This window comes from Streptomyces humi (assembly GCF_001005085.2).
GTDB classification, from domain to species: Bacteria; Actinomycetota; Actinomycetes; order Streptomycetales; family Streptomycetaceae; genus Streptomyces; species Streptomyces humi.
Window position 1 is genome coordinate 128,603 of record NZ_LBMU02000023.1, and the last position, 22,913, is coordinate 151,515.

The 22,913-nt window shown below is 71.6% G+C and carries 13 protein-coding genes and 1 tRNA gene; 10 read left to right on the plus strand and 4 right to left on the minus strand.

Annotation, left to right across the window (positions count from 1 at the left end; all coding sequences use genetic code 11):
- Position 1 precedes the first annotated feature (1 nt).
- The gene (frc, locus tag AAW13_RS09735) at positions 2-1,234 is read right to left on the minus strand and encodes a formyl-CoA transferase (RefSeq protein ID WP_046730810.1); all 1,233 of its coding nucleotides are present in this window, start codon (positions 1,232-1,234) and stop codon (positions 2-4) included.
- A gap of 11 nt (positions 1,235-1,245) precedes the next feature.
- On the minus strand, positions 1,246-2,928 hold the full coding sequence (locus AAW13_RS09740) for a thiamine pyrophosphate-binding protein (RefSeq protein WP_046730809.1): 1,683 nt from the start codon (positions 2,926-2,928) through the stop codon (positions 1,246-1,248).
- A gap of 143 nt (positions 2,929-3,071) precedes the next feature.
- On the opposite strand from AAW13_RS09740, the gene sucC reads away from it, so the two are divergent.
- The 4 genes from sucC to AAW13_RS09760 all read left to right on the plus strand — a co-directional run bounded on the left by sucC (position 3,072) and on the right by AAW13_RS09760 (position 6,951).
- A complete protein-coding gene (gene sucC / locus AAW13_RS09745) occupies positions 3,072-4,202 on the plus strand; it encodes an ADP-forming succinate--CoA ligase subunit beta (protein WP_046730808.1) in 1,131 nt (376 codons plus the stop codon).
- A gap of 11 nt (positions 4,203-4,213) precedes the next feature.
- Positions 4,214-5,104 carry a succinate--CoA ligase subunit alpha gene (sucD, locus tag AAW13_RS09750; protein WP_046730807.1) on the plus strand — a complete coding sequence of 297 codons (891 nt, stop codon included), beginning with the start codon at positions 4,214-4,216 and terminating at the stop codon, positions 5,102-5,104.
- Positions 5,101-6,636: an aldehyde dehydrogenase family protein gene (locus AAW13_RS09755; protein WP_046730806.1), complete on the plus strand. Its 1,536-nt coding sequence runs from the start codon at positions 5,101-5,103 to the stop codon at positions 6,634-6,636. Before sucD ends, AAW13_RS09755 begins: the two co-directional genes overlap by 4 nt.
- Before the next feature lie 230 nt (positions 6,637-6,866).
- Positions 6,867-6,951: transfer RNA gene (locus AAW13_RS09760), tRNA-Leu, on the plus strand.
- A gap of 73 nt (positions 6,952-7,024) precedes the next feature.
- Here AAW13_RS09760 and AAW13_RS47400 read toward each other — a convergent pair.
- A complete protein-coding gene (locus tag AAW13_RS47400; protein ID WP_276207588.1) occupies positions 7,025-7,687 on the minus strand; it encodes a hypothetical protein in 663 nt (220 codons plus the stop codon).
- Positions 7,688-7,800: 113 nt separating this feature from the next.
- Positions 7,801-8,634: a PIG-L family deacetylase gene (locus AAW13_RS09770; RefSeq protein ID WP_046730805.1), complete on the minus strand. Its 834-nt coding sequence runs from the start codon at positions 8,632-8,634 to the stop codon at positions 7,801-7,803.
- Positions 8,635-8,894: 260 nt separating this feature from the next.
- Here AAW13_RS09770 and AAW13_RS09775 point away from each other — a divergent pair, with 260 nt between their 5' ends.
- The 6 genes from AAW13_RS09775 (at position 8,895) to AAW13_RS09800 (ending at position 22,867) form a co-directional block, all read left to right on the plus strand.
- The gene (locus tag AAW13_RS09775; protein ID WP_046730804.1) at positions 8,895-12,461 is read left to right on the plus strand and encodes a choice-of-anchor D domain-containing protein; all 3,567 of its coding nucleotides are present in this window, start codon (positions 8,895-8,897) and stop codon (positions 12,459-12,461) included.
- A gap of 49 nt (positions 12,462-12,510) precedes the next feature.
- On the plus strand, positions 12,511-13,116 hold the full coding sequence (locus AAW13_RS09780; protein ID WP_046730803.1) for a class I SAM-dependent methyltransferase: 606 nt from the start codon (positions 12,511-12,513) through the stop codon (positions 13,114-13,116).
- A gap of 141 nt (positions 13,117-13,257) precedes the next feature.
- Positions 13,258-14,241 carry a hypothetical protein gene (locus AAW13_RS09785; protein ID WP_046730802.1) on the plus strand — a complete coding sequence of 328 codons (984 nt, stop codon included), beginning with the start codon at positions 13,258-13,260 and terminating at the stop codon, positions 14,239-14,241.
- A 184-nt stretch (positions 14,242-14,425) separates the two neighbouring features.
- The gene (locus tag AAW13_RS09790) at positions 14,426-16,270 is read left to right on the plus strand and encodes an HSP90 family protein (RefSeq protein WP_046730801.1); all 1,845 of its coding nucleotides are present in this window, start codon (positions 14,426-14,428) and stop codon (positions 16,268-16,270) included.
- A 2-nt stretch (positions 16,271-16,272) separates the two neighbouring features.
- Complete coding sequence (locus AAW13_RS09795) at positions 16,273-19,209, plus strand: hypothetical protein (protein ID WP_046730800.1); 2,937 nt, start codon at positions 16,273-16,275, stop codon at positions 19,207-19,209.
- A gap of 355 nt (positions 19,210-19,564) precedes the next feature.
- Positions 19,565-22,867 carry a lectin gene (locus AAW13_RS09800; RefSeq protein ID WP_046730820.1) on the plus strand — a complete coding sequence of 1,101 codons (3,303 nt, stop codon included), beginning with the start codon at positions 19,565-19,567 and terminating at the stop codon, positions 22,865-22,867.
- The last annotated feature ends 46 nt before the right edge of the window (positions 22,868-22,913 follow it).

Genomic DNA, 22,913 nt, shown 5'->3' on the forward strand with positions numbered 1-22,913 from the left:
GTCAGATCACTCCGTTCGACTTGAGCAGGTGCAGCTCCTCGTCGCCGAGGCCCAGTTCGCCGATGTAGACCTCTTCGTTGTGCTCGCCCAGGAGCGGCGAACTGGTCACGTCCACCGGGGAGTCGGAGAGCTTGAGGGGGCTGCCGACGGTGACGAACTCGCCGCGCTCGGGGTGCGGGACGGTGACCACCATCTCGTTGGCGACCAGCGACTCGTCCTCGATGATCTCCTTGGTGGAGAGGATCGGCCCGCACGGGATGTTGTGGGCGTTGAGCCGTTCCAGGACCTCCCACTTGGGGAGTGTCGAGGACCACTCCTCGATCAGCTGGAACATCTTGCTGAGCTTGGGCAGCCGGGCCTCCGGGGTGGCCCACTCGGGGTCGTCCGCGAGTTCCGGCCGGCCGATGAGTCCGGTGATGGGCCGCCAGCCGACGGGCTGCACGATCACGTAGACGTAGTCGTTGGGGCCGCCGGGTGCGCACTTGACCGCCCAGCCGGGCTGGCCGCCCCCGGACGCGTTGCCGGAGCGGGGCACCTCGTCGCCGAAGTCCTCGTTCGGGTACTCCGCGAGCCGGCCGTGGGCGAGCCGCTGCTGGTCGCGGAGCTTGACCCGGCAGAGGTTGAGCACGGCGTGCTGCATCGCCACGTTGACGCGCTGGCCGCGTCCGGTGCGCTCCCGCTGGAGGAGCGCCGCCAGGATCCCGGCGACGGTGTGCACACCGGTGCCCGAGTCACCGATCTGCGCCCCGGTGGCCAGCGGCGGTCCGTCCTCGAAGCCGGTGGTCGACATCGAGCCGCCCATCGCCTGGGCGACGACCTCGTAGGCCTTGAAGCCGGTGTACGGGCCGTCCCCGAACCCCTTGATGGAGGCGTACACGATCCGGGGGTTGAGCTCCTTGATGCGGTCCCAGGTGAACCCCATCCGGTCCACCGCGCCCGGCCCGAAGTTCTCGACCATGACGTCCGAGCGCCGGATCAGCTCCGCCAGGATCTCCTTGCCGCGTTCGGTCTTGGTGTTGAGCGTGATGCTCCGCTTGTTGCAGTTGAGCATCGTGAAGTAGAGGGAGTCGACGTCCGGGAGGTCCCGCAGCTGCTTGCGGGTGATGTCACCGGTCGGCGCCTCCAGCTTGACGACGTCCGCACCGAGCCAGGCGAGCAGCTGGGTGGCGGACGGGCCCGACTGGACGTGGGTCATGTCGAGGACGCGAATGCCCTCAAGTGCCTTGGCGGTCATCGGCGTTCACCTCACTTGTACATGGTCTGGTTCATGGTTCCGGGGGCGTACGCGTCCGGGTCGACCCAGACGTTGATCAGCGACGGCTTGCCCGACTCGCGGGCCCGGCGCAGCGCGGGTCCGATGTCGGCGGGGTCGCGGACCTCCTCGCCGTGACCGCCCAGCAGCTGGGCGAACCTGTCGTAGTGGACGTCCCCGAGGGTGTTGCCGATCCGCTCGCGTTCCCTGCCGTACTTGGCGGCCTGGCCGTAACGGATCTGGTTCATCGAGGAGTTGTTGCCGACGATCCCGACGAAGGGGAGGTCGTAGCGGACCAGGGTCTCGAAGTCCCAGCCGGTGAGCGAGAAGGCGCCGTCGCCGAACAGGGCGACCACCTCCTTGTCGGGGCGGGCCTGCTTGGCGGCGAGCACGAAGGGGACGCCGACGCCGAGGGTGCCGAGCGGGCCCGGGTCCATCCAGTGGCCCGGCGACTTGGGCTGGACGACCTGCCCGGAGAAGGTGACGATGTCACCGCCGTCGCCGATGTAGATCGAGTCCTCGGTGAGGAAGTCGTTGATCTCGCTCACCAGGCGGTACGGGTGGATGGGGGACGCGTCCGACCGCAGGCTCGGCAGCCGCTTCTCCAGCGCGGTCTGTTCGGCGGCGCGCAGCTCGTCCAGCCACTCCTTGCGCCGGGAGGCCCCGCCGTTCACCCGGCCCGAGGCGGCCTCCGTCACCGACTTCAGGACCAGTCCGGCGTCCCCGACGATCCCGAGGTCGATGTCCCGGTTCTTGCCGACCGTGCGGTAGTCGAGGTCGATCTGCACGACGGTCGCGGTGGGGGACAGGCGCTTGCCGTAGCCCATCCGGAAGTCGAAGGGCGTGCCGACGATCACGATGACGTCGGCGTTGGCGAAGGCGTACCGGCGGGACAGCTGGAAGTGGTGCGGGTCGCCGGGCGGCAGGGTGCCGCGCGCCGCGCCGTTCATGTACGCCGGGACGTTCAGGGTGCGTACGAGGTCGATGGCGGCCGCGGTGCCCCGGGTCGTCCAGACCTGACTGCCCAGCAGGACGGCAGGCTTCTCGGCGTGCACGAGGAGGTCGGCGAGCTTCTCGATCGCCTCGGGGTCGCCGGCGGAGCGGGTGGAGGCCCGGTAGCCGCCGCTCTTGGGTACGCGCGCCCTGTCCGCCGGGACCCTGGCGTCCAGGACGTCACGGGGGATCTCCAGGAAGGACGGTCCGGGCGCGCCGTGGTAGCACTCGCGGAACGCCATCGACACCATGTCGGCGGCGCGCGCGGTGTCCGGGACGGTCGCCGCGAACTTGGTGATCGGCGCCATCATGTCGACGTGCGGCAGGTCCTGGAGCGAGCCCATCTTGTGCTGGGTGAGCGCGCCCTGGCCGCCGATCAGGAGCATCGGGGACTCCGCGCGGAAGGCGTTGGCCACCCCGGTGACGGCGTCGGTCGTGCCGGGGCCGGCGGTGACGACCGCGCACCCCGGCTTGCCGGTGACGCGCGCGTAGCCGTCGGCTGCGTGGGCGGCCACCTGCTCGTGGCGGACGTCGACGACTTCTATGCCCTCGTCCACGCAGCCGTCGTAGATGTCGATGATGTGGCCGCCGCACAGGGTGTAGATGCGGTCGACCCCCTCGGCCTTCAGCGCCTTCGCAACGAGATGACCACCGGATATGACGTCCTGGGTGTCGTCGGGCATGGCGAAGTCCTGTCCCTTCGTAGGGGGTTGGATGCCGTCTCGGTACATTGCATACAGTCGACGAATACTGTATGAACCTTGTTATCCCGCATCCGGTGGGTGGTGTCCAGGGGGCGTGCGGCACTTTCGAGACAGGAGCCGGAATGGACCTGTACGAACACCAGGCAAGGGAACTCTTCGAGGAACACGGCATCTCGGTTCCGAGGGCCGAGGTCACCGACTCGCCCAAGGAGGCGCGGGAGATCGCCCGCCGGCTCGGCGGGCGCGTGGTGGTGAAAGCCCAGGTGAAGACCGGCGGCCGGGGCAAGGCGGGCGGCGTGAAGTTCGCCGCCGACCCGGCTGCCGCGGAGCTGACCACCCGTCAGATCCTCGGCATGGACATCAAGGGCCACACCGTCGGCAAGGTGATGCTGGCCCGACCCGTCGACATCGAGGCCGAGTTCTACGTCTCCTACGTCCTCGACCGGGCGGCCGGCGGCTTCCTCGCCATCGCCTCCGCCGAGGGCGGCACGGAGATCGAGGAGGTGGCCGCGGCCCGGCCCGAGGCGGTGGCACGCATCCCCGTCGACCCCGCCAGGGGTGTCACGTCGGCGAAGGCCGCCGAGATCGCGGCGGCCGCCGGACTGCCGCCCCGGACGGTCGACGTGCTCGTACGCCTGTGGGACGTACTCGTCCTCGAGGACGCCCTGCTCGTCGAGGTGAACCCGCTCGTCCGCACCCGGCAGGGCCAGATCCTGGCCCTCGACGGCAAGGTCACCCTCGACGACAACGCCCGCTTCCGACAGGCCCGTTGGGGAGCCGACGGTGCCGGGCACCACGATCCGCTGGAGGCGGCCGCCGCCGCGAAGGGCCTCAACTACGTGAAGCTGGACGGCGAGGTCGGCGTGATCGGCAACGGCGCGGGCCTGGTGATGTCCACCCTGGACGCGGTGGCCGGCTGCGGCGCGCGGCCCGCCGACTTCCTGGACATCGGGGGCGGGGCATCCGCCCGGATCATGGCCGACGGACTCGCCGTGATCCTCTCCGACCCCGACGTGAGGTCCGTCCTCGTCAACGTCTTCGGCGGGATCACGGCGTGCGACGCGGTCGCCGACGGCATCGTCCAGGCCCTCGGCACCGTCCGGCTGACCAAGCCCCTGGTGGTCCGCCTCGACGGCAACAACGCGGCGCGCGGCCGGGCGATCCTCGACGCCCGCGCGCATCCCCTGGTCGAACAGGCCACCACCATGGACGGCGCCGCCCGCCGCGCCGCCGAACTCGCCCACAGCGCCTGAGGAGCCGGGACATGGCGATCTATCTCACCAAGGAGAGCAAGGTCCTCGTCCAGGGCATGACCGGCGGCGAGGGCATGAAGCACACCCGGCGGATGCTCGCCGCCGGCACCGACGTCGTCGGGGGCGTCAACCCGCGCAAGGCGGGCCGGACCGTCCAGTTCGACGAGCGGACCGTGCCGGTTTTCGGGTCGGTCGCCGACGGCGTACGGGCCACCGGCGCCGACGTCACCGTCGTCTTCGTGCCACCGGCCTTCGCCAGGGCCGCGGTGCTGGAGGCCGCCGACGCCGGAATCGGCCTCGCGGTGGTCATCACCGAGGGCATCCCGGTCCACGACTCCGTCGCCTTCACCTCGTACGCCCGTGCCCGGGGCACCCGGATCATCGGACCCAACTGCCCCGGGCTGATCACGCCCGGCCAGTCCGACGCGGGCATCATCCCGGCCGACATCGCCAGGCCGGGCCGGATCGGACTCGTCTCCAAGTCGGGCACGCTGACCTACCAGCTCATGCACGAACTGCGGGACATCGGCTTCAGCACCTGCGTCGGCATCGGCGGTGACCCGGTCGTCGGCACCGGTCACATCGACTGCCTGGCCGCCTTCGAGCAGGACCCGGACACCGAACTCGTCGTGCTCATAGGGGAGATCGGCGGCGACGCGGAGGAGCGGGCCGCCGCCTACATCCGGGAGCACGTCAGCAAGCCGGTCGTCGGCTACATCGCCGGGTTCACCGCGCCGGAGGGCCGGACCATGGGACACGCCGGGGCGATCGTCTCCGGCTCCACCGGTACCGCACAGGCCAAGAAGGAGGCACTGGAGGCGGCCGGGGTGCGGGTGGGGAGCACACCCACCGGGACGGCCCGGCTGGTGCTGGAAGTCCTGGCAGCGGGGGGCCGGTCATGAATCTGGTCCGCAAGCCCGGCACCGGCTGGGACGACGCCTGGACGCGCTGTCTCGCCGTCGCCCCCGAGGCCTTCCGGGACGACCGCGTCCTCAATCTCTGGGCCGCCGGCTGGCGTCCCGACGGCAGGCCGCTGCCCGCCACCAGTCCCGTGGACGGCAGCCCCGTCGCCGGCGCGCCACGCCTCGACCGGGACACCGCGCGGCGGGCCGTGCGCGCCTGCCTCGACCAGCACCGAGCCTGGCGGCACATCCCGCTGGCGGAGCGCCGGGCGCGGGTGGCCGCCACCCTGGACGCGCTGGCCGAGCACCGCGAACTGCTCGCCCTGCTCCTGGTCTGGGAGATCGGCAAACCCTGGCGGCTCGCCCAGGCCGACGTGGACCGGGCGGTCGACGGGGTGCGCTGGTACGTCGACGGCATCGAACCGATGCTGGCGGGGCGGGTCCCGCTGGACGGCCCGGTGTCCAACATCGCCAGCTGGAACTACCCGATGAGCGTGCTCGTTCACGCGGTACTGGTCCAGGCTCTCGCGGGCAACGCGGTGGTCGCGAAGACCCCGACCGACGGCGGGGTCGCCTGCCTCACCCTGGCCGTGGCGCTGGCCGCCCGGGAGGGCCTGCCGGTCACGCTGCTCAGCGGCAGCGGGGGAGAGCTGTCCGAGGCGCTGGTGCGGGCGCCCGAGATCGGCTGCGTCTCCTTCGTCGGCGGCCGGGACACCGGTGCCGCGGTGGCCACCGCCGTCGCCGACCTGGGCAAACGGCACGTACTCGAACAGGAGGGACTCAACACCTGGGGCATCTGGAACCTCACCGACTTCACCGCGTTCGCCGCCGCCGTCCCACGGCTCTTCGACTACGGCAAGCAGCGCTGCACGGCGTATCCGCGGTTCGTCGTCCAGCGCGAGCTGTTCGACGCGTTCCTCACCGCCTACCTGCCGGCGGTCCGCGGCCTGCGCATCGGCCACCCGCTCGCCGTCGCCGACCCCGGGGACCCGCTCCCGGAACTGGACTTCGGGCCGCTGATCAACGCGGTCAAGGCGAAGGACCTCACCGACCAGGTGGCCGAGGCCGTCGACCGCGGCGCCGTCCCGCTGCACCGCGGCAGCCCGGCCGACGCGCACTTCCTGCCCGGCCAGGACACCTCGTCGTACGTCCACCCGGTCACCCTCCTCAACCCTCCCCCCTCCTCGCCGCTCCACCACGCGGAACCCTTCGGCCCGGTCGACACGATCGTCCTCGTCGACACGGAGGCGGAGCTGCTGGCCGCCATGAACGCGTCCAACGGCGCGCTGGTCGCCACGCTCTCCACCGACGACGAGGCCACCTTCGCGCGCCTGGCCCCGCAGATCCGCGCCTTCAAGGTCGGCCACGGAAAGCCCCGCTCCCGCGGCGACCGCGACGAGCTCTTCGGCGGCTTCGGCGCGTCCTGGCGGGGCGCGTTCGTGGGCGGGGAACTCCTGGTCAAGGCGGTGACCCAGGGCCCGGCGGGGGAGCGGCTGCCGGGGAACTTCCCGGAGTACCAGCTCATGCCCTGAGGGCGGGCGGCGACCGCGGCGCGGGCCGCCGTACGGACGCGACCGCGCCGTGCGGCGACCCCGCGTGCCGGGCCCCGGCGCCCGCCGGGTAGCGGACCGGGCACAATCCGTGAGGACCGCGCCCACCTGCGGCTATGCCACGGGAAACGCAGGTGAAGGGCACTCCGAAAGCTTGGTATTGTTGTCCATGTCGCCGCGGGGAACACCCCCGGTCAGGCGGCAGACACCTGGTCCGGGTGGCGGAATGGCAGACGCGCTAGCTTGAGGTGCTAGTGCCCTTTATCGGGCGTGGGGGTTCAAGTCCCCCCTCGGACACAGAACAGATCAACACCCTCCTTGTGCGGGCCGAGCCGATGCTCGGTCCGCACAAGTCGTTTCGGGAGGGGGTTCAGCCGGTCTTGGCGCAGATCGCGTAGACGGCGGCGGTGTAGTGCGGTTCGTACCCGCCGTTCAGGAAGCCGGCGGTCCATCCGACGGGTGTGGTGCCGGAGACGACCGGGTTCGAGTGCAGCGCCGCGCCGTAGGACTGGGCGGTGCTGCCCGGCAGGTACCACCCGCCGCCCGTGGCGACCTCGCCGTCCGGGCAGCGGGCCTCGACGTCGACCATGTCCAGCACGCCGACGTCCTTGGTGGCGGTGACCACATGCGCCCCCGCCACCCCGTCCGCCCCAGCGGGCCCCTGGGCCCCCGTGTCCCCCTTGGCCCCGGTGTCGCCCTGGGGTCCCGTGGCCCCCTTCTCCCCTTGGGGACCGGTATCGCCGGTGTCGCCCTTGGCCCCGGCGTCGCCCTTGTTCCCGGTGTCGCCCTTGTCGCCCTTGGGGCCCTGCGGGCCGGTCTGGTTCCAGGTGACGGTGTCCTCGCCGTGGTGGCAGGCGGAGTCCGGTTCCACGAGGCGCAGCCGCCCGTCCGCGGCCACGCACCCGTGGATCGTGCCGTCCTCGGCGACGTACGACTGCTGTACGTCCCTGGCGAGGGCGAAGCCCGCCGAGGCCGGGACGATCACGACGCAGACGGCGGCAGCCGTCACGACGGCACGGCGAATGAGAGTCACAGGTCTCCCCGGAACTGTTGAGTCATCGACTTGACGACTTGCTCCCCTGGCATGCCCAACCACCCCGTGGGAAAACACCTGTCACCGGAGCGAGGCCTCCCGCCGGCGGCGGATCAGCGCAGGCCGGCGAAGAGGTCGTTCTCCGGTACGGCCGCGCCGGTGGTGTCCTGCACCCGCACGAAGGTCTCGACGCCCATCAACTCGGTGAACCTCTCCCGGCCCATCTTGAGGAAGAAGATGTTCTCGCCCTGGCTGGCGTGCGCGGCGAGCGCATCGAACTTCTGGCCCCCGAACGCGGTGGTGTCCACCCAGGTGGTGATCTCCTCGTCGGGAAGTCCGATCTCCGCCATCGCGGCGGCCTCGGCCGGATCCGGCTCCGGCAGGTCCGCACCGAACTCGCGCATGGTCTCCCCGAACCGCTGCATCATCGAGCGGGGTGCCGTCGTCCAGTACACCTTGGGCGTCGGTTCGGTCATGGCCAGCGCCGCCATCGTGATGCGGTGGGCCTGGATGTGGTCGGGGTGGCCGTAGAAGCCGTTCTCGTCATAGGTGACCACCACATCGGGCCGGTAGCGCCGCATGAGTTCCGCGAGCCGGGCGGCGCCCTCCTCCACGGGGGTCCGCCAGAAGGATCCGGGGGCGTCGTTGCTCTCCCAGCCCATCATTCCGGAATCGGCGTAGTCCAGCGTCTCGAGGTGGCTGATCTTCAGGACCTCGCAGCTCGCCTCGAGTTCCTGGCGCCGCAGCCGGGCGACGGCCGCCGGGTCGTGTCCGGGGTCGCCCGGCTTGACACCCCCCGGCCCGTCACCGCAACCGCCGTCGGTACACGTCACGAGGACGGTGCGGATGCCTTCCGCCGCGTACCGCGCGAGCACACCGCCCGTCCCGGTGGCTTCGTCGTCGGGATGGGCGTGCACCGCCATGAGCGTCAAGGGCCGGTCAGGCATGTAACGGTCCTCCTGGTGTGAAAAGGCCTCGGTCCGAGTTCCCCGCTCGCGCGGTACCGGTCTGTCTGCTGGTAGCAACGGTGCCCGCCGGACGGGCTGTTCCCGCGGACCCGGAAAGATTTACCGGCAGGCGGTTCACCTGGATCTTGCGTGTTTCATTTTTCTTGTTGCAAAGTTCTGTCTTTTTCTTGCGTAGATGTGTCTCCGATATTACGGTCCCCCGTGCGTCACCCGTGCCCCCCTGACGTAAGGAGTGGTTAGTGCTCCATTCCATCCGAGCTCTGAGACGTGCCCTCGTCCCGGCGGTCAGCACCGCGATGGTGGCTGCCGCAGGCGTCCTCGTGCTGGCCGCCCCACCGGCGTGGGCGGCGGCCGCCGCCACCGGCGGCAGCGGCGCGAGCCTGCCGTACGTCGAGGTACAGGCGGAGAACTCCGCCACCAACGGCACCGCCATAGGCCCGAGTTACACCCAGGGTCAGCTGGCCGACGAGGCGTCGTACCGCAAGGCGACGACGCTGCACGGCACCGGCGAGTACGTCACGTTCACCACGCCGGTGGCGACCGACTCGATCAACTTCCGGTACAGCATCCCCGACACCTCGGGCGGCTCGGTCCACACCGCCGCGCTGTCCCTGTACATCAACGGCGTCAAGCAGCCCGACTTCACCCTGACCAACGCCTACAGCTGGTACTACGGCAGCTACCCCTTCACCAACACACCTGGCAGCAACCCGCACCACTTCTACGACGAGGCCCACCGCCTGTTCTCCACCACGTATCCGGCGGGCACGACCTTCAAGCTCCAGATCGACCCGGGGGACACCGCCTCCTCCTACACGATCGACTTCGCCGACTTCGAGCAGGTCGGCGCCGCACTGACGGCGCCCTCGGGCTCGGTGTCCGTGACCAGCAAGGGCGCGGACCCGACCGGTGCGACCGACGCGACCAGCGCGTTCAACTCCGCGATCAGCGCGGCGGGCCCCGGCGGCACCGTGTGGATCCCGCCGGGTACCTACAACGTCCCCGGCCACATCAGCGTCAACAACGTCACGATCGCCGGCGCCGGCATGTGGTACTCCACCGTCACCGGCACGGCACCCGGCTTCTACGGCAACTCCGCGCCCTCGGCCAGCACCGGCGTGCACCTGCACAACTTCGCGATCTTCGGCGACGTGCAGGAGCGCAACGACAGCGCCCAGGTCAACGGCATCGGCGGCGCCATGAGCAACTCGACCGTCGCCAACCTGTGGATCGACCACATGAAGGTCGGCGCCTGGATGGACGGGCCGATGGACGGGCTGACGTTCAGCGGCATGCGCATCCGGGACACCACCGCGGACGGCGTCAACTTCCACGGCGCCGTCACCAACTCGAAGGTGACCGACAGCGACATCCGCAACACGGGCGACGACGCCATCGCCACCTGGGCGGACTCCGGCATCGGCGCCGACGCCTACGACACGATCTCCGGCAACACCGTCTCACTCCAGATCCTCGCCAACGGCATCGCGATCTACGGCGGCCACGACAACACCGTCAGCGGCAACCGGGTGGTGGACTCCGGCATCACCCAGGGCGGCGGCATCCACGTGGGCCAGCGCTTCTCGTCGACGCCGGTCGGCACCACCACCATCTCCGGCAACACCCTGGTCCGGGACGGCAGCCTCGACCCGAACTGGCAGTTCGGCGTGGGCGCGTTGTGGTTCGACGGCAGCCAGGGCGCGATCACCGGCCCGATCAACGTGACCAACGCACTGATCCAGCAGAGTCCCTACGAAGCCGTCCAGTGGGTCGAGGGCACCATCAGCGGCGTCAACCTCGACAACGTGACCATCGCCGGCACCGGCACCTTCGCCCTCCAGGAACAGACCGGCGGCGCCGCCAGGTTCACCGACGTCACGGCCACGGGCGTCGGTCACTCCTCGCCGGTGTACAACTGCTCGGCCGGGAGCTTCACGGTGACCGACGGCGGCGGCAACTCCGGCATCGGCTCCACACCGTACTGCGGTGGATGGCCGGCGCCGGTCTACCCGCCGTACCCCTCCGAAGGCGTGACGGCCGCCCCGGGCGCGCTCAACTTCGGCTCGGTCCCGACGGGTTCGGCCAGCGACGCGCAGACCGTGACGGTCTCCAACCCGACCAACAGCGCCGCGTCCGTCTCGTCGGTCGCCACCAGCGGCGACTACTCCCAGACCAACACCTGCGGCTCGTCGATCCCGGCGAACGGCTCCTGCGCCGTCAGTGTGAGGTTCGCGCCGACCGCGACCGGCAGCCGTACCGGCACCCTGACCGTCAACGCGGGTGGGGTCACCGGCACCGTCTCCCTCTCCGGGACCGGCACCGCGCCCGGCCCGGTGCTGACCACCGACCCGGCGAACCTGACCTTCGCCGCCACCGTCGTCGGCTCCCCGGCCACCGCGCAGACGGTGAAGGTGACGAACTCGGGCACCACGTCCGCGACCGTCTCGGCGGTCTCGGCGACCGGTGACTTCAGCGAGACCGACAACTGCGCCACCCTCGGGGTCGGCGCCTCCTGCACGGTGACCGTCGGCTTCAAGCCCACCACCGGCGGCTCCCGCACCGGGAACCTGACCGTCACCAGCAACGCCAACAACAGCCCGACCGTCGTCACCCTGGCCGGCAGCGGCATCGACAGCACCACCGACATCGCCGCCGGACGTCCGGCGACGGCGAGTTCCAGCAACAGCCCGTACGTCGCCTCGAACCTCACGGACCCGGACGCCGCCACGTACTGGGAGGGCACCGACGGCGCCTTCCCGCAGTGGGCCCAGGTCGACCTCGGCCAGAACTACGGCGTCGGCAAGGTCGTCCTCAGGCTCCCGCCGGCGACGGCCTGGTCGGCCCGCACGCAGACACTGTCGGTACAGGGGTCCACGGACGGCACGGCCTTCTCCACGATCAAGGCGCCGGCCGGGTACACCTTCGACCCGAACACCAACGGCAACACGGCGACCATCACGTTCGGCGCCGCCACGACGAGATACGTGCGGGTGAACATCACCGCCAACACAGGCTGGAACGCCGCCCAGTTGTCGGACCTCGAGGTGTTCCCCAGCGCCGGCGGCTCCTCGTCGGCGACCCTCACGGCCGACCGGGCCTCACTGTCGTACCCCACCCAGGCGCTCAACACCGCCAGCAGTGCGCAGACCGTCACGGTGACCAACACGGGCACCGCCGCCGCGACCGTCTCCGGCATCACCGTGACCGGTGACTTCTCCCAGACCAACACCTGCGGGACGTCGATCGCGGCGAACTCCTCCTGCACGGTCGCCGTCACCTTCACGCCCACCGCGTCCGGCACCCGCACCGGCGATCTCAGCATCGCCGGCAACGCGTCGAACGGCACCACCACGGTCGGGCTGACCGGCACCGGCGCCGGCGCCGGCCCGGTGAGCAGGAACCTGGCAGCCGGCGCGGCCACCACCGAGTCCAGCCACACCGACGTGTACCCGTCCTCCCACGTGACCGACGGCAACCAGGGCACCTACTGGGAGAGCTCGAACAACGCCTTCCCCCAGTGGGTCCAGGTCGACCTCGGATCCGCGCGGAGCACGAGCCGTGTCGTCCTCCAGCTCCCCGCGACCTGGGGAACCCGCCACCAGACGCTGACCCTGTCGGGCAGCACCGACGGCTCCTCCTTCAGCACCGTCAAACCGTCGGCCTCGTACACCTTCGACCCCACCACCGACAACACGGTCACCATCACGTTCACCGCGACCACCCAGCGGTACCTCCGGGTGAACATCACGGCGAACGACGGCTGGCCGGCCGGCCAGATCTCCGAGTTCCAGGTCTGGAACACCTGACCGGTTCGCGGGCGCCGACGGCTCATGCGGCCGACGTATAGTCGGCCCCATGAGCCGTTGGCAGGAGCTGACCGGGGGGACGTCCGGGACCGACTACGCGGCACGGTTCGCGGCGCTGGCCCGCAGCGGCAAGGACGTGCACGGGGAAGCGCGGTTCTGTGCCGCACTGGTGCCCGCCGGAGCCCGGGTGCTGGACGCCGGGTGCGGCACCGGCCGGGTCATGATCCGGCTCGCGGAGCTCGGGTACGACTGCGTCGGGGTGGATCTCGACGCGTCGATGCTGGCCGTGGCGCGGCGGCAGGCGCCGGAGCTGCCCTGGCTCCAGGCCGATCTCGCCACGTTCGAACCCGGACCGCTCGGCATCACGGCCGACTTCGATCTCGTGGTCGCCGCGGGCAACATCTTCCCCCTGCTCGCGGCGGGCACCGAGGCCGCGGTGGTCGGACGCCTGGCCGCGGCGCTGCGGCCGGGCGGTCTGCTGGTCGCCGGGTTCGGCCTCGACCAGGCCCATCTGCCGGTGCCGCCGGGCATCACCCTGCCCGAGTACGACGACTGCTGCGCCGCGGCCGGTCTCACCCTCGTCGACCGCTTCGCCACCTGGGACGCCGACCCCTACGACGACGGAGGGTACGCCGTCAGCGTGCACCGTCGCTGAACTCCCGGACCGAGCCGTCCCGGTGAGGTGGCCGGCGGCGCCGCTTCCCGTGCGCCGCCCGTGGAAACCCTGTGGAAGTCGTGTCAGTGGGTCCGCTTATGCTGCACCAGACGATCACGCGGGACCTGGGGAGGGCGCGGCATGTTCGGCAAGCTGTTCGGCAGAGGCGGGGAGAGACCGGCGGCGGATCCGCACGCGCTTCCCGCGCCGCGCAGGCAGAACGGGGTGTACAGGCTCCAGTCCCTCGGGGACACCCGGGTGATGGCGCTGGTGGTGGCGGCGGAGTCGGGTGACTGGGACGCGGTCAAGATGGCGTCCGCCCACTTCGACCTCGGCCGCGACCACCAGGTGCTGGGCGAGCTGAGCGACGTGGACGGGGTGCAGGGCTGGATCGGCCGGGTCGTCGAGGAGGACCCGGAGCACCGGGCGACCGCCCTGCTCATATCCGGCTCGCGCCACATCATCTGGGGCTGGGAGGCACGTACCTCCGCGCGTGCCTCGGACGTGTCGCGGGACCAGTGGCGCACCTTCTACGAGCGGCTGCGTACCGCCGAGGAGCACCTGCTCGAAGCCGCCGAGCTGCGACCGGAGTGGATCACGCCGTGGCGCCGTCTGCTCACCTCGGGCCGCGGCATGTCGCTGGGCGGCGCTGTCAACGAGGCCCGGCTCGGAGCCGCCCTGCGCCGTGACCCGCTGGACCTGGCGACCCACCTCGAGTGGGTGTCGTACCTCCAGCCGCGCTGGCACGGCGAGCCGGGCGAGGCCCTGGAGTTCGCCCGCGAGGCCTTCGCCGGTGCGCCCGACGGCCATCGCCTCGGCTGCGCCGTCGCCATGGCCCACATCGAGGACTGGGTGGAGGCGGACACCAAGAACTGCCTCGACACCCCGGAGATACAGGCCGAGTTGAGGGACGCGGCCAAGCGCAGCATCCTCCACCCGGGCTATCAGCGGCGCCCGGGCTGGCAGGAGGACTTCAACATCTTCGCCATGGCCCTGTCGCTGGCCTGCGAGAGCGTCGTGGCCCCGCGCGTCTACCACGAACTGGACGGCGCCTTCACCCGGTGGCCCTGGACGTACATGGCGCAGCCGGAGAAGGCGTACGCCCGTTTCCGGCGCCACGCCTGAGCCCACCGCGGCCGGACACCGCTCCCGTCCCGGACACCGCTCCCGTCCCGGACACCGCTCCCGTCCCGGACGCCGCTCTGGTCTCGGAACACCGTTCCCGTCACGTCCCATGCACCGGCCCGACGCACCGCCCCGACGCACCGCCCCGACGCCACCGTTCGATCACCCGACCCCGGACTCTGTGATGACTCTGCCCCACCCGCCCGTGAGCCCGGCCGGCGCCGACCGCACCTTCCAGGTGGATCTGCGCGGCCTCGTCGACCTCCTCTCCCATCACCTCTACTCCAGCCCCCGCGTCTACCTGCGTGAGCTCCTTCAGAACGCGGTGGACGCGCTGACCGCGCGGCGCAGCCTCGAACCGGGCGCCCCCGCCGACGCGTTCGGCATCCGCCTGTACGCGGACGGCGCGGTGGTACGGGTGGAGGACGACGGTGTCGGTCTCACCGAGGCCGACGTGCACACCTTCCTCGCCACCATCGGCCGCAGCAGCAAGCGCGCCGAGCAGATAGCCGAGCAACGCGCTGACTTCATCGGCCAGTTCGGCATCGGCCTGCTCTCCTGCTTCCTGGTCGCCGACGAGATCCACGTGGTCAGCCGCTCCGCCCGCACCCCCGACGCCCCTGCCGTGGAGTGGCGGGGGCGCGGCGACGGCAGCTACTCCGTCCGCACCCTCCCCGCCACCGCCCGCCCGCGGCCCGGCACCACCGTCACCCTGACGCCCCGCGCCGACACGGACGAATGGACCCGTCCGAGCCAAGTGCAGACGCTCGCCCGGCACTTCGGCTCCCTGCTGCGTCATCCGGTGACGTTCGACGACGGCCGGGGCGGCGGTGTACCCGTCAACCCCGAGCCCGCGCCCTGGGCGCGCACGTACCCCACGCCCGGCGCCCGCTCCCGGGCACTGGCCGCGTACGGCGAGGAGGTCTTCGGGTTCGCGCCGCTGGACACCATCGACCTCGACCTGCCGGCCGTGGGCCTGAAGGGCATCGCGTGCATCCTGCCCGAGGCGGTGCCCGCCGGGCGCCGGCACGGCCACCGCGTGCACGTCAAGGGCATGCTGCTGTCCGAGCAGGCCGAGGAGATCCTGCCCGAGTGGGCGTTCTTCGTCCGCTGCGTCCTCGACGCCGAGAGCCTGCGCCCGACGGCGTCCCGCGAGTCCCTGTACGAGGACGACACCCTCGCCGCGGTCCGTGACGCCCTCGCCGACCGGCTGCGCGCCTGGATCGCCCGGACCGCGGCCAGCGACCCCGACCTGCTCGGCCGCTTCCTCCAGGCCCACCATCTGGCCGTGAAGTCCCTCGCCGTGCACGACGACGAGATCCTGCGGATGCTGCTGCCCTGGCTGCCGTTCGAGACCACCGACGGACACGCCACCCTCGACGAGTTCGCCCGCACCCACCGCACCGTGCTCGTCACCTCCAGCGTGGAGGAGTTCCGGCAGGTCGCCGCGATCGCCGCGGCCGCCGGCCTCGGAGTCGTCAACGGCGGATACACCTACGACCGTGAACTGGTCCACCGGCTGCCGGAGATCAGGCCGGAGGTGAGCGTCGCCGACCTCGACCCGGCCACCCTCACCGCCCACCTCGACCCCGTCGACCGGGAGACGGAACTCGCCGCCTCCGCCTACCTCGCCCTGGCCCGCGACGCCCTCGCCGTCTTCGACTGCGACGTCGCGCTGCGCACCTTCCAGCCCGCCTCCGCGCCCGCCCTGCTCCTCGACAGCCGTGAGGCCCGGCACGAGCGCACCCGCTCTCAGCTCGCCCGCGAGCAACAGGGCGGCGTCTGGGGCGACATCCTCGGCCACCTGCGCCAGGAGGCCCCGCGGGCCCAGCTGATCCTCAACCAGCTCAACCCGCTGGTCCGCACCGCGGTGACCATCGACGAGCCCGAACTGGCCCGCACCAGCGCCGAAGCCCTCTACGGACAGGCCGCGCTGCTGTCCCGGCGTCCGCTCAGGCCCGCCGAGTCGAGCCTCATCAACCGCTCCTTCCTCGACCTCCTCGCCCACGCCCTCCGCAAGGACAGCTGACGATGCCCACCGCACCCCATCCCCAGAACACGGACGAGCTGTACCAGGCGCTCCAGGAGAACGACCGGCGTCCCTACGGCCGTGCCCGCACCGTCACCGCCGAGGAACTGGTCGACGTCGCCGAGCAGTTCGCGGAGCCTCGCCCGCTCGTGCACGCCCTGCTCGAACTCCAGGAGGCGTACACCTACGGCTCCGAACCCAGGAAGTCGCCGGTCGTCTTCGCCCGGCTGCTCACCCTCTTCGACGAGCAGCCCGACGTGTTCGACGAGCGGCTGCGCCACACACTGTTCTGGCGGTTCAAGTGGGTGGCCAACGCCCTGGTCGCGCTGCCGGAGATGCCCCTGCCGAGTCTGCGCCAGTGGCTCACCGAGATGCGCGACCGGTACGAGAAGGCCGGTCTCGAACTCCAGCCGTACTACGGCCAGGCCTACCGGCTGGCCGCACACGTCGGCGAGGACGCCGACCTGGCCTTCGAACTGTGGGCGGGACGGGCCCGCACCCGGCTCAGCGACTGCGAGGCCTGCGAGATCTGCGAACGCGCCCTGTACCACCTCACCGCGGGCGACGACGAACGGGCACTGCGCGTCTGGGAGCCCGTGCTGGCCGGCAAGGAATCCTGCCAGGAGGAGCCCGTCCGCTCCATCTCGTACGCGCTGCTTCCGCTGCTGCGCACCGGCCGTACCGACCGGGCCCGGGAACTCCATCTCACCGGCTACCGCGCCTGCCGCCGCAACCCCTCGATGTCCGGCGAGGTCGGCCGGCACCTGGAGTTCTGCGCGCTCACCGGCAACGAGGCCCGCGGCCTGGAACTCCTCGCGGAGAACCGGAACCTGTTCGACGACGTCGACTCGCCGCAGGACCTGCTCGCCTTCCTCACCGGCGTGGAGGTCCTCCTCCAGCGCGTCGAACTCCTCGGCCACGGCGACCTGCCCGCCGCCGGACCCGCGGGCCGCACCTGGACGGTGGCCGGCCTGGGCGCCGAGGTGCGCGGCCGGGCCGACGACCTCGCCGCCCGCTTCGACGCCCGCAACGGCACCACCGCCCACACCGACCGGCGACGCGCCCGCCTCGACCGCGCCCCCCTCCTGGACACGCTGCGACTGACCCTGCGCGCCCGCGACCTCGACGACGTCGCGCCGGCCACGCCGTCCGCCGCGCCCGCCCGCACGGCCACCGCCGTCCCCGAGCAGCTGACCGAACTCATCATCCGAGCACGGGAGCTGGACGAGAAGGGGCATCCCGACGCGACGGTCTGCTGGGCGCGGCTGCGAGCGCTCGTCGCCGCCCCCGGCTACGTGCACCCCGACGACCCCGCCGTGGGCCCGCTCGAACGGCTGCGCGCCGACCTGCTCGACGACGAGGCGAGCCGGGCGGCCCTGCGGGACAGGTTCGACGAGGCCGCCGCCCTGCACGAGGCAGCCGCGAGCCGGTACGACGAGGCCGGAGCGCCGGGACACGCGGTGCTCGCCCGCGCCTGCGCCCTGCTCCCCGCGGCCGGGATCCCCGCGGAGCACGCCGACGGAGCCGAGGCGAAGGCCGCCGCGCTGACCGCCGCCCACGCGGCCCTCGTCCGGCTGCACGAGGAGACGTCCGGCCTCGCCCCCTACCTGGAGGCCCGGCTGCTGCGGCTGCGGGCGACCGCGCTCGGACTGCGCCTCCAGACGTCGAGGAACGAGGAGCACGCCGCGCCGGTGTTCGCGGAGGTGGACCTGCTGCTCGACTTCGCCACCCGGCACGGCATCGCCGGACAGGTCTCCGGCGCCCTGCTGCTGCGGGCCAGCGCGCACGCCGTCTCCGGCGACCTGCCCGCCGCGGTCACCGAGATCGACGCCCTCCTCGACCGGCTCAAGGCGCACGGCCCCGCCTGGCACCTGCCCCGCACCCTGGGCCTGCGCGGCCGGATCCAGCTCGGTCTCAGGGACGCCCAGGCCGCGCACACGGACCTGGCCGAGAGCCTGCGGCTGGCCGCCGAGTGGCCGTCCGACACCGTCGACACCGCCCGGCTGCACGGTGACCTCGCCGAGGCCGCCCTGCACCTGGGCCGCCCGGACGAGGCGCTGCGGCACCTGACGCGCTCCGCGGAGCTGGAACTGCGCCACGGCAGCCGTTCGGACGCCTACTGCGCCTACAGCAACGCGGCCCGGCTCAGCCTCGACCTGGAACGCGTCGAGGACTGCATCGCGCTGCTCGACTCCGTGCTGGCCGAGCCGGACGTCGTCGCCGGGGAGGTGGACGACCGGCTCGTCGCCGAGTTGCGCCTGACCCGGGCCCGCGCGCTGCACGCCGGAGCGGACCTCAAGGCCGCCACCGCGGAGTTCGCCGCCCTCGCGGCCGAGTCGGCGGGCTGGGACGACGACCCGGGGAGCCACGCCGGGATCGCCGCCGAGACGGCCGTACTCCTCGCCGAGGGCGGCGAGTTCGGCCCGGCCCGGGAGGCCGCGGACCAGGCTCTCGCCGCCCATGCCCGGGCTCCGCGCTACGAGAAGCTCAGTAATTGCCTGCGCGAACTCGCCCGTCTCCAGGCCCAGCAGCAGGGCGCCGACGGCCTGGCCGACGCCCTCGCCCACCTGGCCGACGCGGGGCGGGTCGCCGACGAGGCCCGCGCCGCCGGGTACGAGGCCCACGGCCGCTCCCTGGACAGCGCCCTCGCCTACGAACACGGCCGGGTCAACGCCTACGCCGCCGAGTACGAGTCCGCCCTGGCCGCCCTCGACAAGGCCCTCGCCCTGCTCGGCGAACCGGAGGCAGGCGACGACCGTGCTGGTGAATGGGCCGAGTGCGTCCGGCTCGCGGCCGTGGTGGAGGGCAATTACCTGGAACGTGCCGACGCCGCCCTCTCCCGACTCGACGGCGCGGTCTCCCGGCTCACCGCACTCGGCCACACCGAGGAGGCCGCGGCGCTGACCTCCCTGGCGGCCCGCCTGCGCGACGAGGAGTGACCCGGCGGCCGAGGTGCCGGGGCGCCGAGCGCGCCCCGGCACCGCGACCGGCCGGCCCCGCGGTCGTGTCCGGCCGTTCGTGAACTTCGCACTCAGAAAGTCCGGTTGGCCTCGTTGACATGCCACCGGCGCACGCGTTTCACTCGACTCTCGTGCATGGCAACGTTGTCAGGCCGTGGGAGCGACCGGAACCGTTGCCTGTCGCCGGCTTTCCGGTGTTATTCGGCGCGCCGACACCTGATGTGCGAAGCACGAACTGCTGCGGAGGCAACCGATGGTGAGACCCCCACGTTCAGCCGCACCGACCGCCCCACCCAGATTCCGGCAACGCCTCGCCGTGATCTGCGTCCTGGGCATGGCACTCCTGCCGCTTCCGGCGATCGGAAGCGCCCAGGCGGCGGGCACCGCGACGCCGCCCCTGGTGAAGGACCCCGCGTCCCTCGTGAACCCCCTGATCGGCACCTCCGGTGCGGTGGACACCTTCCCCGGACCCGACATGCCGGCCGGCATGGTGCAGTGGGGCCCCGACACGACGCCCGACCGGCCCGACGGCGGCGGCTACGAGTACAACGACAAGAAGATCTCCGGCTTCAGCCTCACCCACGTGTCGGGACCCGGCTGTCCCGTCGCGGGCGACCTGCCCGTCCTGCCGGTGACCGGCGCGCTCTCGGGCAACCTCGGCACCACGTCCGTCGGCTTCAGCCACGACGACGAGCAGGCCGGCATCGGGTCCTACAAGGTCACCGACGCGAACGGGGTCAGCTCCGAACTGACCGACACCACCCGCGCCGGACTGGGCTCCTTCACGTTCCCGGCGGGGCAGCAGGCGAACCTGCTGTTCAAACTCAGCGGCGGCGCCACCCAGGTGGACGGCACCCGCGTCCAGGTGGTGAACGGCAAGGAGATCAGCGGCGCCATCGACAGCGGTCACTTCTGCGGCGCGGGCAACAGGTACACGCTGCACTTCGACATCAAGTTCGACCGGCCGTTCACGGCGAGCGGCACCTGGGTCGGCGGCACCATCACCCCCGACGCGACGTCGCTGAAGGCCGGGAAGGTCCGGCAGACCCCGCAGCCCTCCCGGTCGGCGCCGCTGAAGGAGAAGCACTTCACCGTGCCGGCGAAGCCGGCGCCGACGGTCCACGACAGCGCTGCCGCCAGAACCTCCGCCACCTCGCGGCCGTCCGCCACGGCCCGGGCCGCCCAGCCGCCCACGACCGGCGCGAACGGCATGTACCTGACCTTCGACACCGCCACGAACCCCACCGTGAAGGCGAAGGTCGGCATCTCCTACACGAGTGACGCCAACGCGGCCGCCAACCTCGGCAGCGAGATCGGCAACTGGAACACCGCCGCCGTGGAGCGGGCCAACCACGACGCCTGGAACGCCGTACTGAAGAAGATCCAGGTCGGCGGCGGCTCCGCCGACCAGCAGACGCAGTTCTACACCGCGCTCTACCACGCCCTGCTGCACCCGAACGTCTTCTCCGACGCCAACGGCCAGTACATGGGCATGGACAACCAGATCCACAAGCTCGCCAAGGGGCAGCAGGCCCAGTACGCCAACTACTCCGGCTGGGACACCTACCGTTCCCAGACCCAGCTGATGGCGCTGGTCGAGCCGAAGGTCGCCAGTGACGTCGTGACGTCGATGCTCAACGGCTACGACCAGACGGGCCTGCTGCCCAAGTGGGCCTCGAACAACGGCGAGAGCTACGTGATGGTCGGCGACCCGGCCGCCGGCATCATCACCGACGCGTACGCCTTCGGCGCGACGGACTTCGACACCGCCAAGGCCCTCGCCGCCCTCCAGCACGAGGCCACCGCCCCGAACAACGACCGCCCCGGCGAGTCGGTGCGGGACGCCAAGGGCTACCTCCCGCTGGACGAGAACGACTACAACTGCTGCAACTTCTACGGCCCCGTCTCCACGCAACTGGAGTACGACAGCGCCGACTACGCCCTCGCCGCGTTCGCGAAGTCGCTCGGAAGGACGGACGTCTACACGAAGTTCGCCACCCGCGCCCAGGACTGGATGAACGTCTTCAACCCGCAGACCGGCTACATGCAGGCGAAGAACAAGGACGGCCAGTTCGCGGGGGGCTTCACCCCCGGCACCTCCAACGGCTTCGTGGAGGGCACCTCCGCCCAGTACACCCCGATGGTCCCCTTCAACCTGCAACAGCTCATCCAGGCCCGCGGCGGCAGCAAGGCGTACTCGGCCTACCTGGACAGTCTCCTCGACGACATCACCAGCCCCGGTGGCACCGACGCCGACCTGAGCAACGAGCCCAGCGTCGAGATCCCCTGGGAGTACGACTACACGGGCCAGCCGTGGAAGACGCAGGCGGCCGTCCGCGCGGCCCAGCAGGGCCTGTACTTCAACGCCCCGGTCGGCTCGTTCGGCAACGACGACCTCGGCGCCATGAGCTCCTGGTACGTCTGGTCCGAGCTCGGCATGTACCCGGAAACCCCGGGCACGGACACCCTGGTGCTCGGCAGCCCGGCGTTCCCGGTCGCCCAGGTGACCCTCGGCAACGGCAGGACGGTGCGGATCAACGCGCCGCAGGCCGCGCCCGACGCGCCGTACGTGCAGTCCCTGAAGCTCAAGGGCCAGGCCTGGAACGCCTCCTGGCTGACCTACCGGCAGTTCAAGGGCGCGGGCACGCTCGACTACACGCTCGGTACCCAGCCGAACACCTCGTGGGCGTCCGGTCCTTCGGCGGTGCCGCCGTCGGACACCACGGGCGGCGGCCGGGTACTGGCGGCCACCGGTCCCAGCAACGGCCTGGTCCTCCAGCCCGGCAAGGGTGACGACGCCACCCTCGACCTGACCAACCTCGGCGGCAAGGCCGTCACGGTCGACTGGACGGCGACGGCGCCCTCCGGCGTCACCCTCGACACGGCGTCCGGCTCGCTGACGGTGCCCGCCTCGGGCAGCGCCGAGGCCGAGGTCCACGTGACGGCGGGCGCGAGCGAGGGGACGTACCCGGTCACTTTCGCCCTGACCGATCACAGCACGGGTACGGCACTGTCCGGGGCGACCCTCCGCGTGGCCGTAGCCAAGCCCGGCGCGCTGTGGCCGTACGCCACCAACGAGGGCATCTACCCCGACGGCACCACCTACTCGGGCGGCTTCGACGGCGGCGGCTGGGCCTACTCGCAGAACGCGCTGTCGGCGGCCGGCGTCACGAGCGGCTCCACCCTCACCGTCGACGGCGTCTCCTACACCTGGCCGACGGTGACGTCCGGTCAGCTCGACAACCTGGAGATGGCCGGCCAGACGATTCCCATGCCGGCCGGCACTTCGGGGTCGTCGCTGGGCCTGCTGGGCGCCGCGGTCAACGCCCCGACCGACGGCAGCGGAGTCTCGGGCACGCTGACCGTCACCTACACCGACGGCACCACCTCCCAGGCGACGGTCGGCTTCTCGGACTGGACGCTCAACGGCGGCCCCAGCAAGCCGCTGCCGAGTGACACGACGGCCGTCACCACCACCTACCGGAACACCGGGAGCGGGGGCCGGGACGGCGTGAAGACCTACGTCTTCGCGACGAAGGTCGCCCTGGACCCGTCCAAGCAGGTGGCGTCGGTGACGCTGCCGGTGACCGGCTCCACGGGCACCGACCACCTGTTCGCCTACGGGTTCGCGCAGTAACAGACCAGCAGACAGGGCCGGTTCCCGGGTTCCGCCCGGGAACCGG

Bases quoted from the DNA above. Each gene is read 5' to 3' on its own strand.
- frc (WP_046730810.1), bottom strand. From the start codon at position 1,234: ATGACCGCCAAGGCACTTGAGGGCATTCGCGTCCTCGACATGACCCAC.
- AAW13_RS09740 (WP_046730809.1), bottom strand. From the start codon at position 2,928: ATGCCCGACGACACCCAGGACGTCATATCCGGTGGTCATCTCGTTGCG.
- sucC (WP_046730808.1), top strand. From the start codon at position 3,072: ATGGACCTGTACGAACACCAGGCAAGGGAACTCTTCGAGGAACACGGC.
- sucD (WP_046730807.1), top strand. From the start codon at position 4,214: ATGGCGATCTATCTCACCAAGGAGAGCAAGGTCCTCGTCCAGGGCATG.
- AAW13_RS09755 (WP_046730806.1), top strand. From the start codon at position 5,101: ATGAATCTGGTCCGCAAGCCCGGCACCGGCTGGGACGACGCCTGGACG.
- AAW13_RS09770 (WP_046730805.1), bottom strand. From the start codon at position 8,634: ATGCCTGACCGGCCCTTGACGCTCATGGCGGTGCACGCCCATCCCGAC.
- AAW13_RS09780 (WP_046730803.1), top strand. From the start codon at position 12,511: ATGAGCCGTTGGCAGGAGCTGACCGGGGGGACGTCCGGGACCGACTAC.
- AAW13_RS09785 (WP_046730802.1), top strand. From the start codon at position 13,258: ATGTTCGGCAAGCTGTTCGGCAGAGGCGGGGAGAGACCGGCGGCGGAT.
- AAW13_RS09790 (WP_046730801.1), top strand. From the start codon at position 14,426: ATGACTCTGCCCCACCCGCCCGTGAGCCCGGCCGGCGCCGACCGCACC.
- AAW13_RS09795 (WP_046730800.1), top strand. From the start codon at position 16,273: ATGCCCACCGCACCCCATCCCCAGAACACGGACGAGCTGTACCAGGCG.
- AAW13_RS09800 (WP_046730820.1), top strand. From the start codon at position 19,565: ATGGCACTCCTGCCGCTTCCGGCGATCGGAAGCGCCCAGGCGGCGGGC.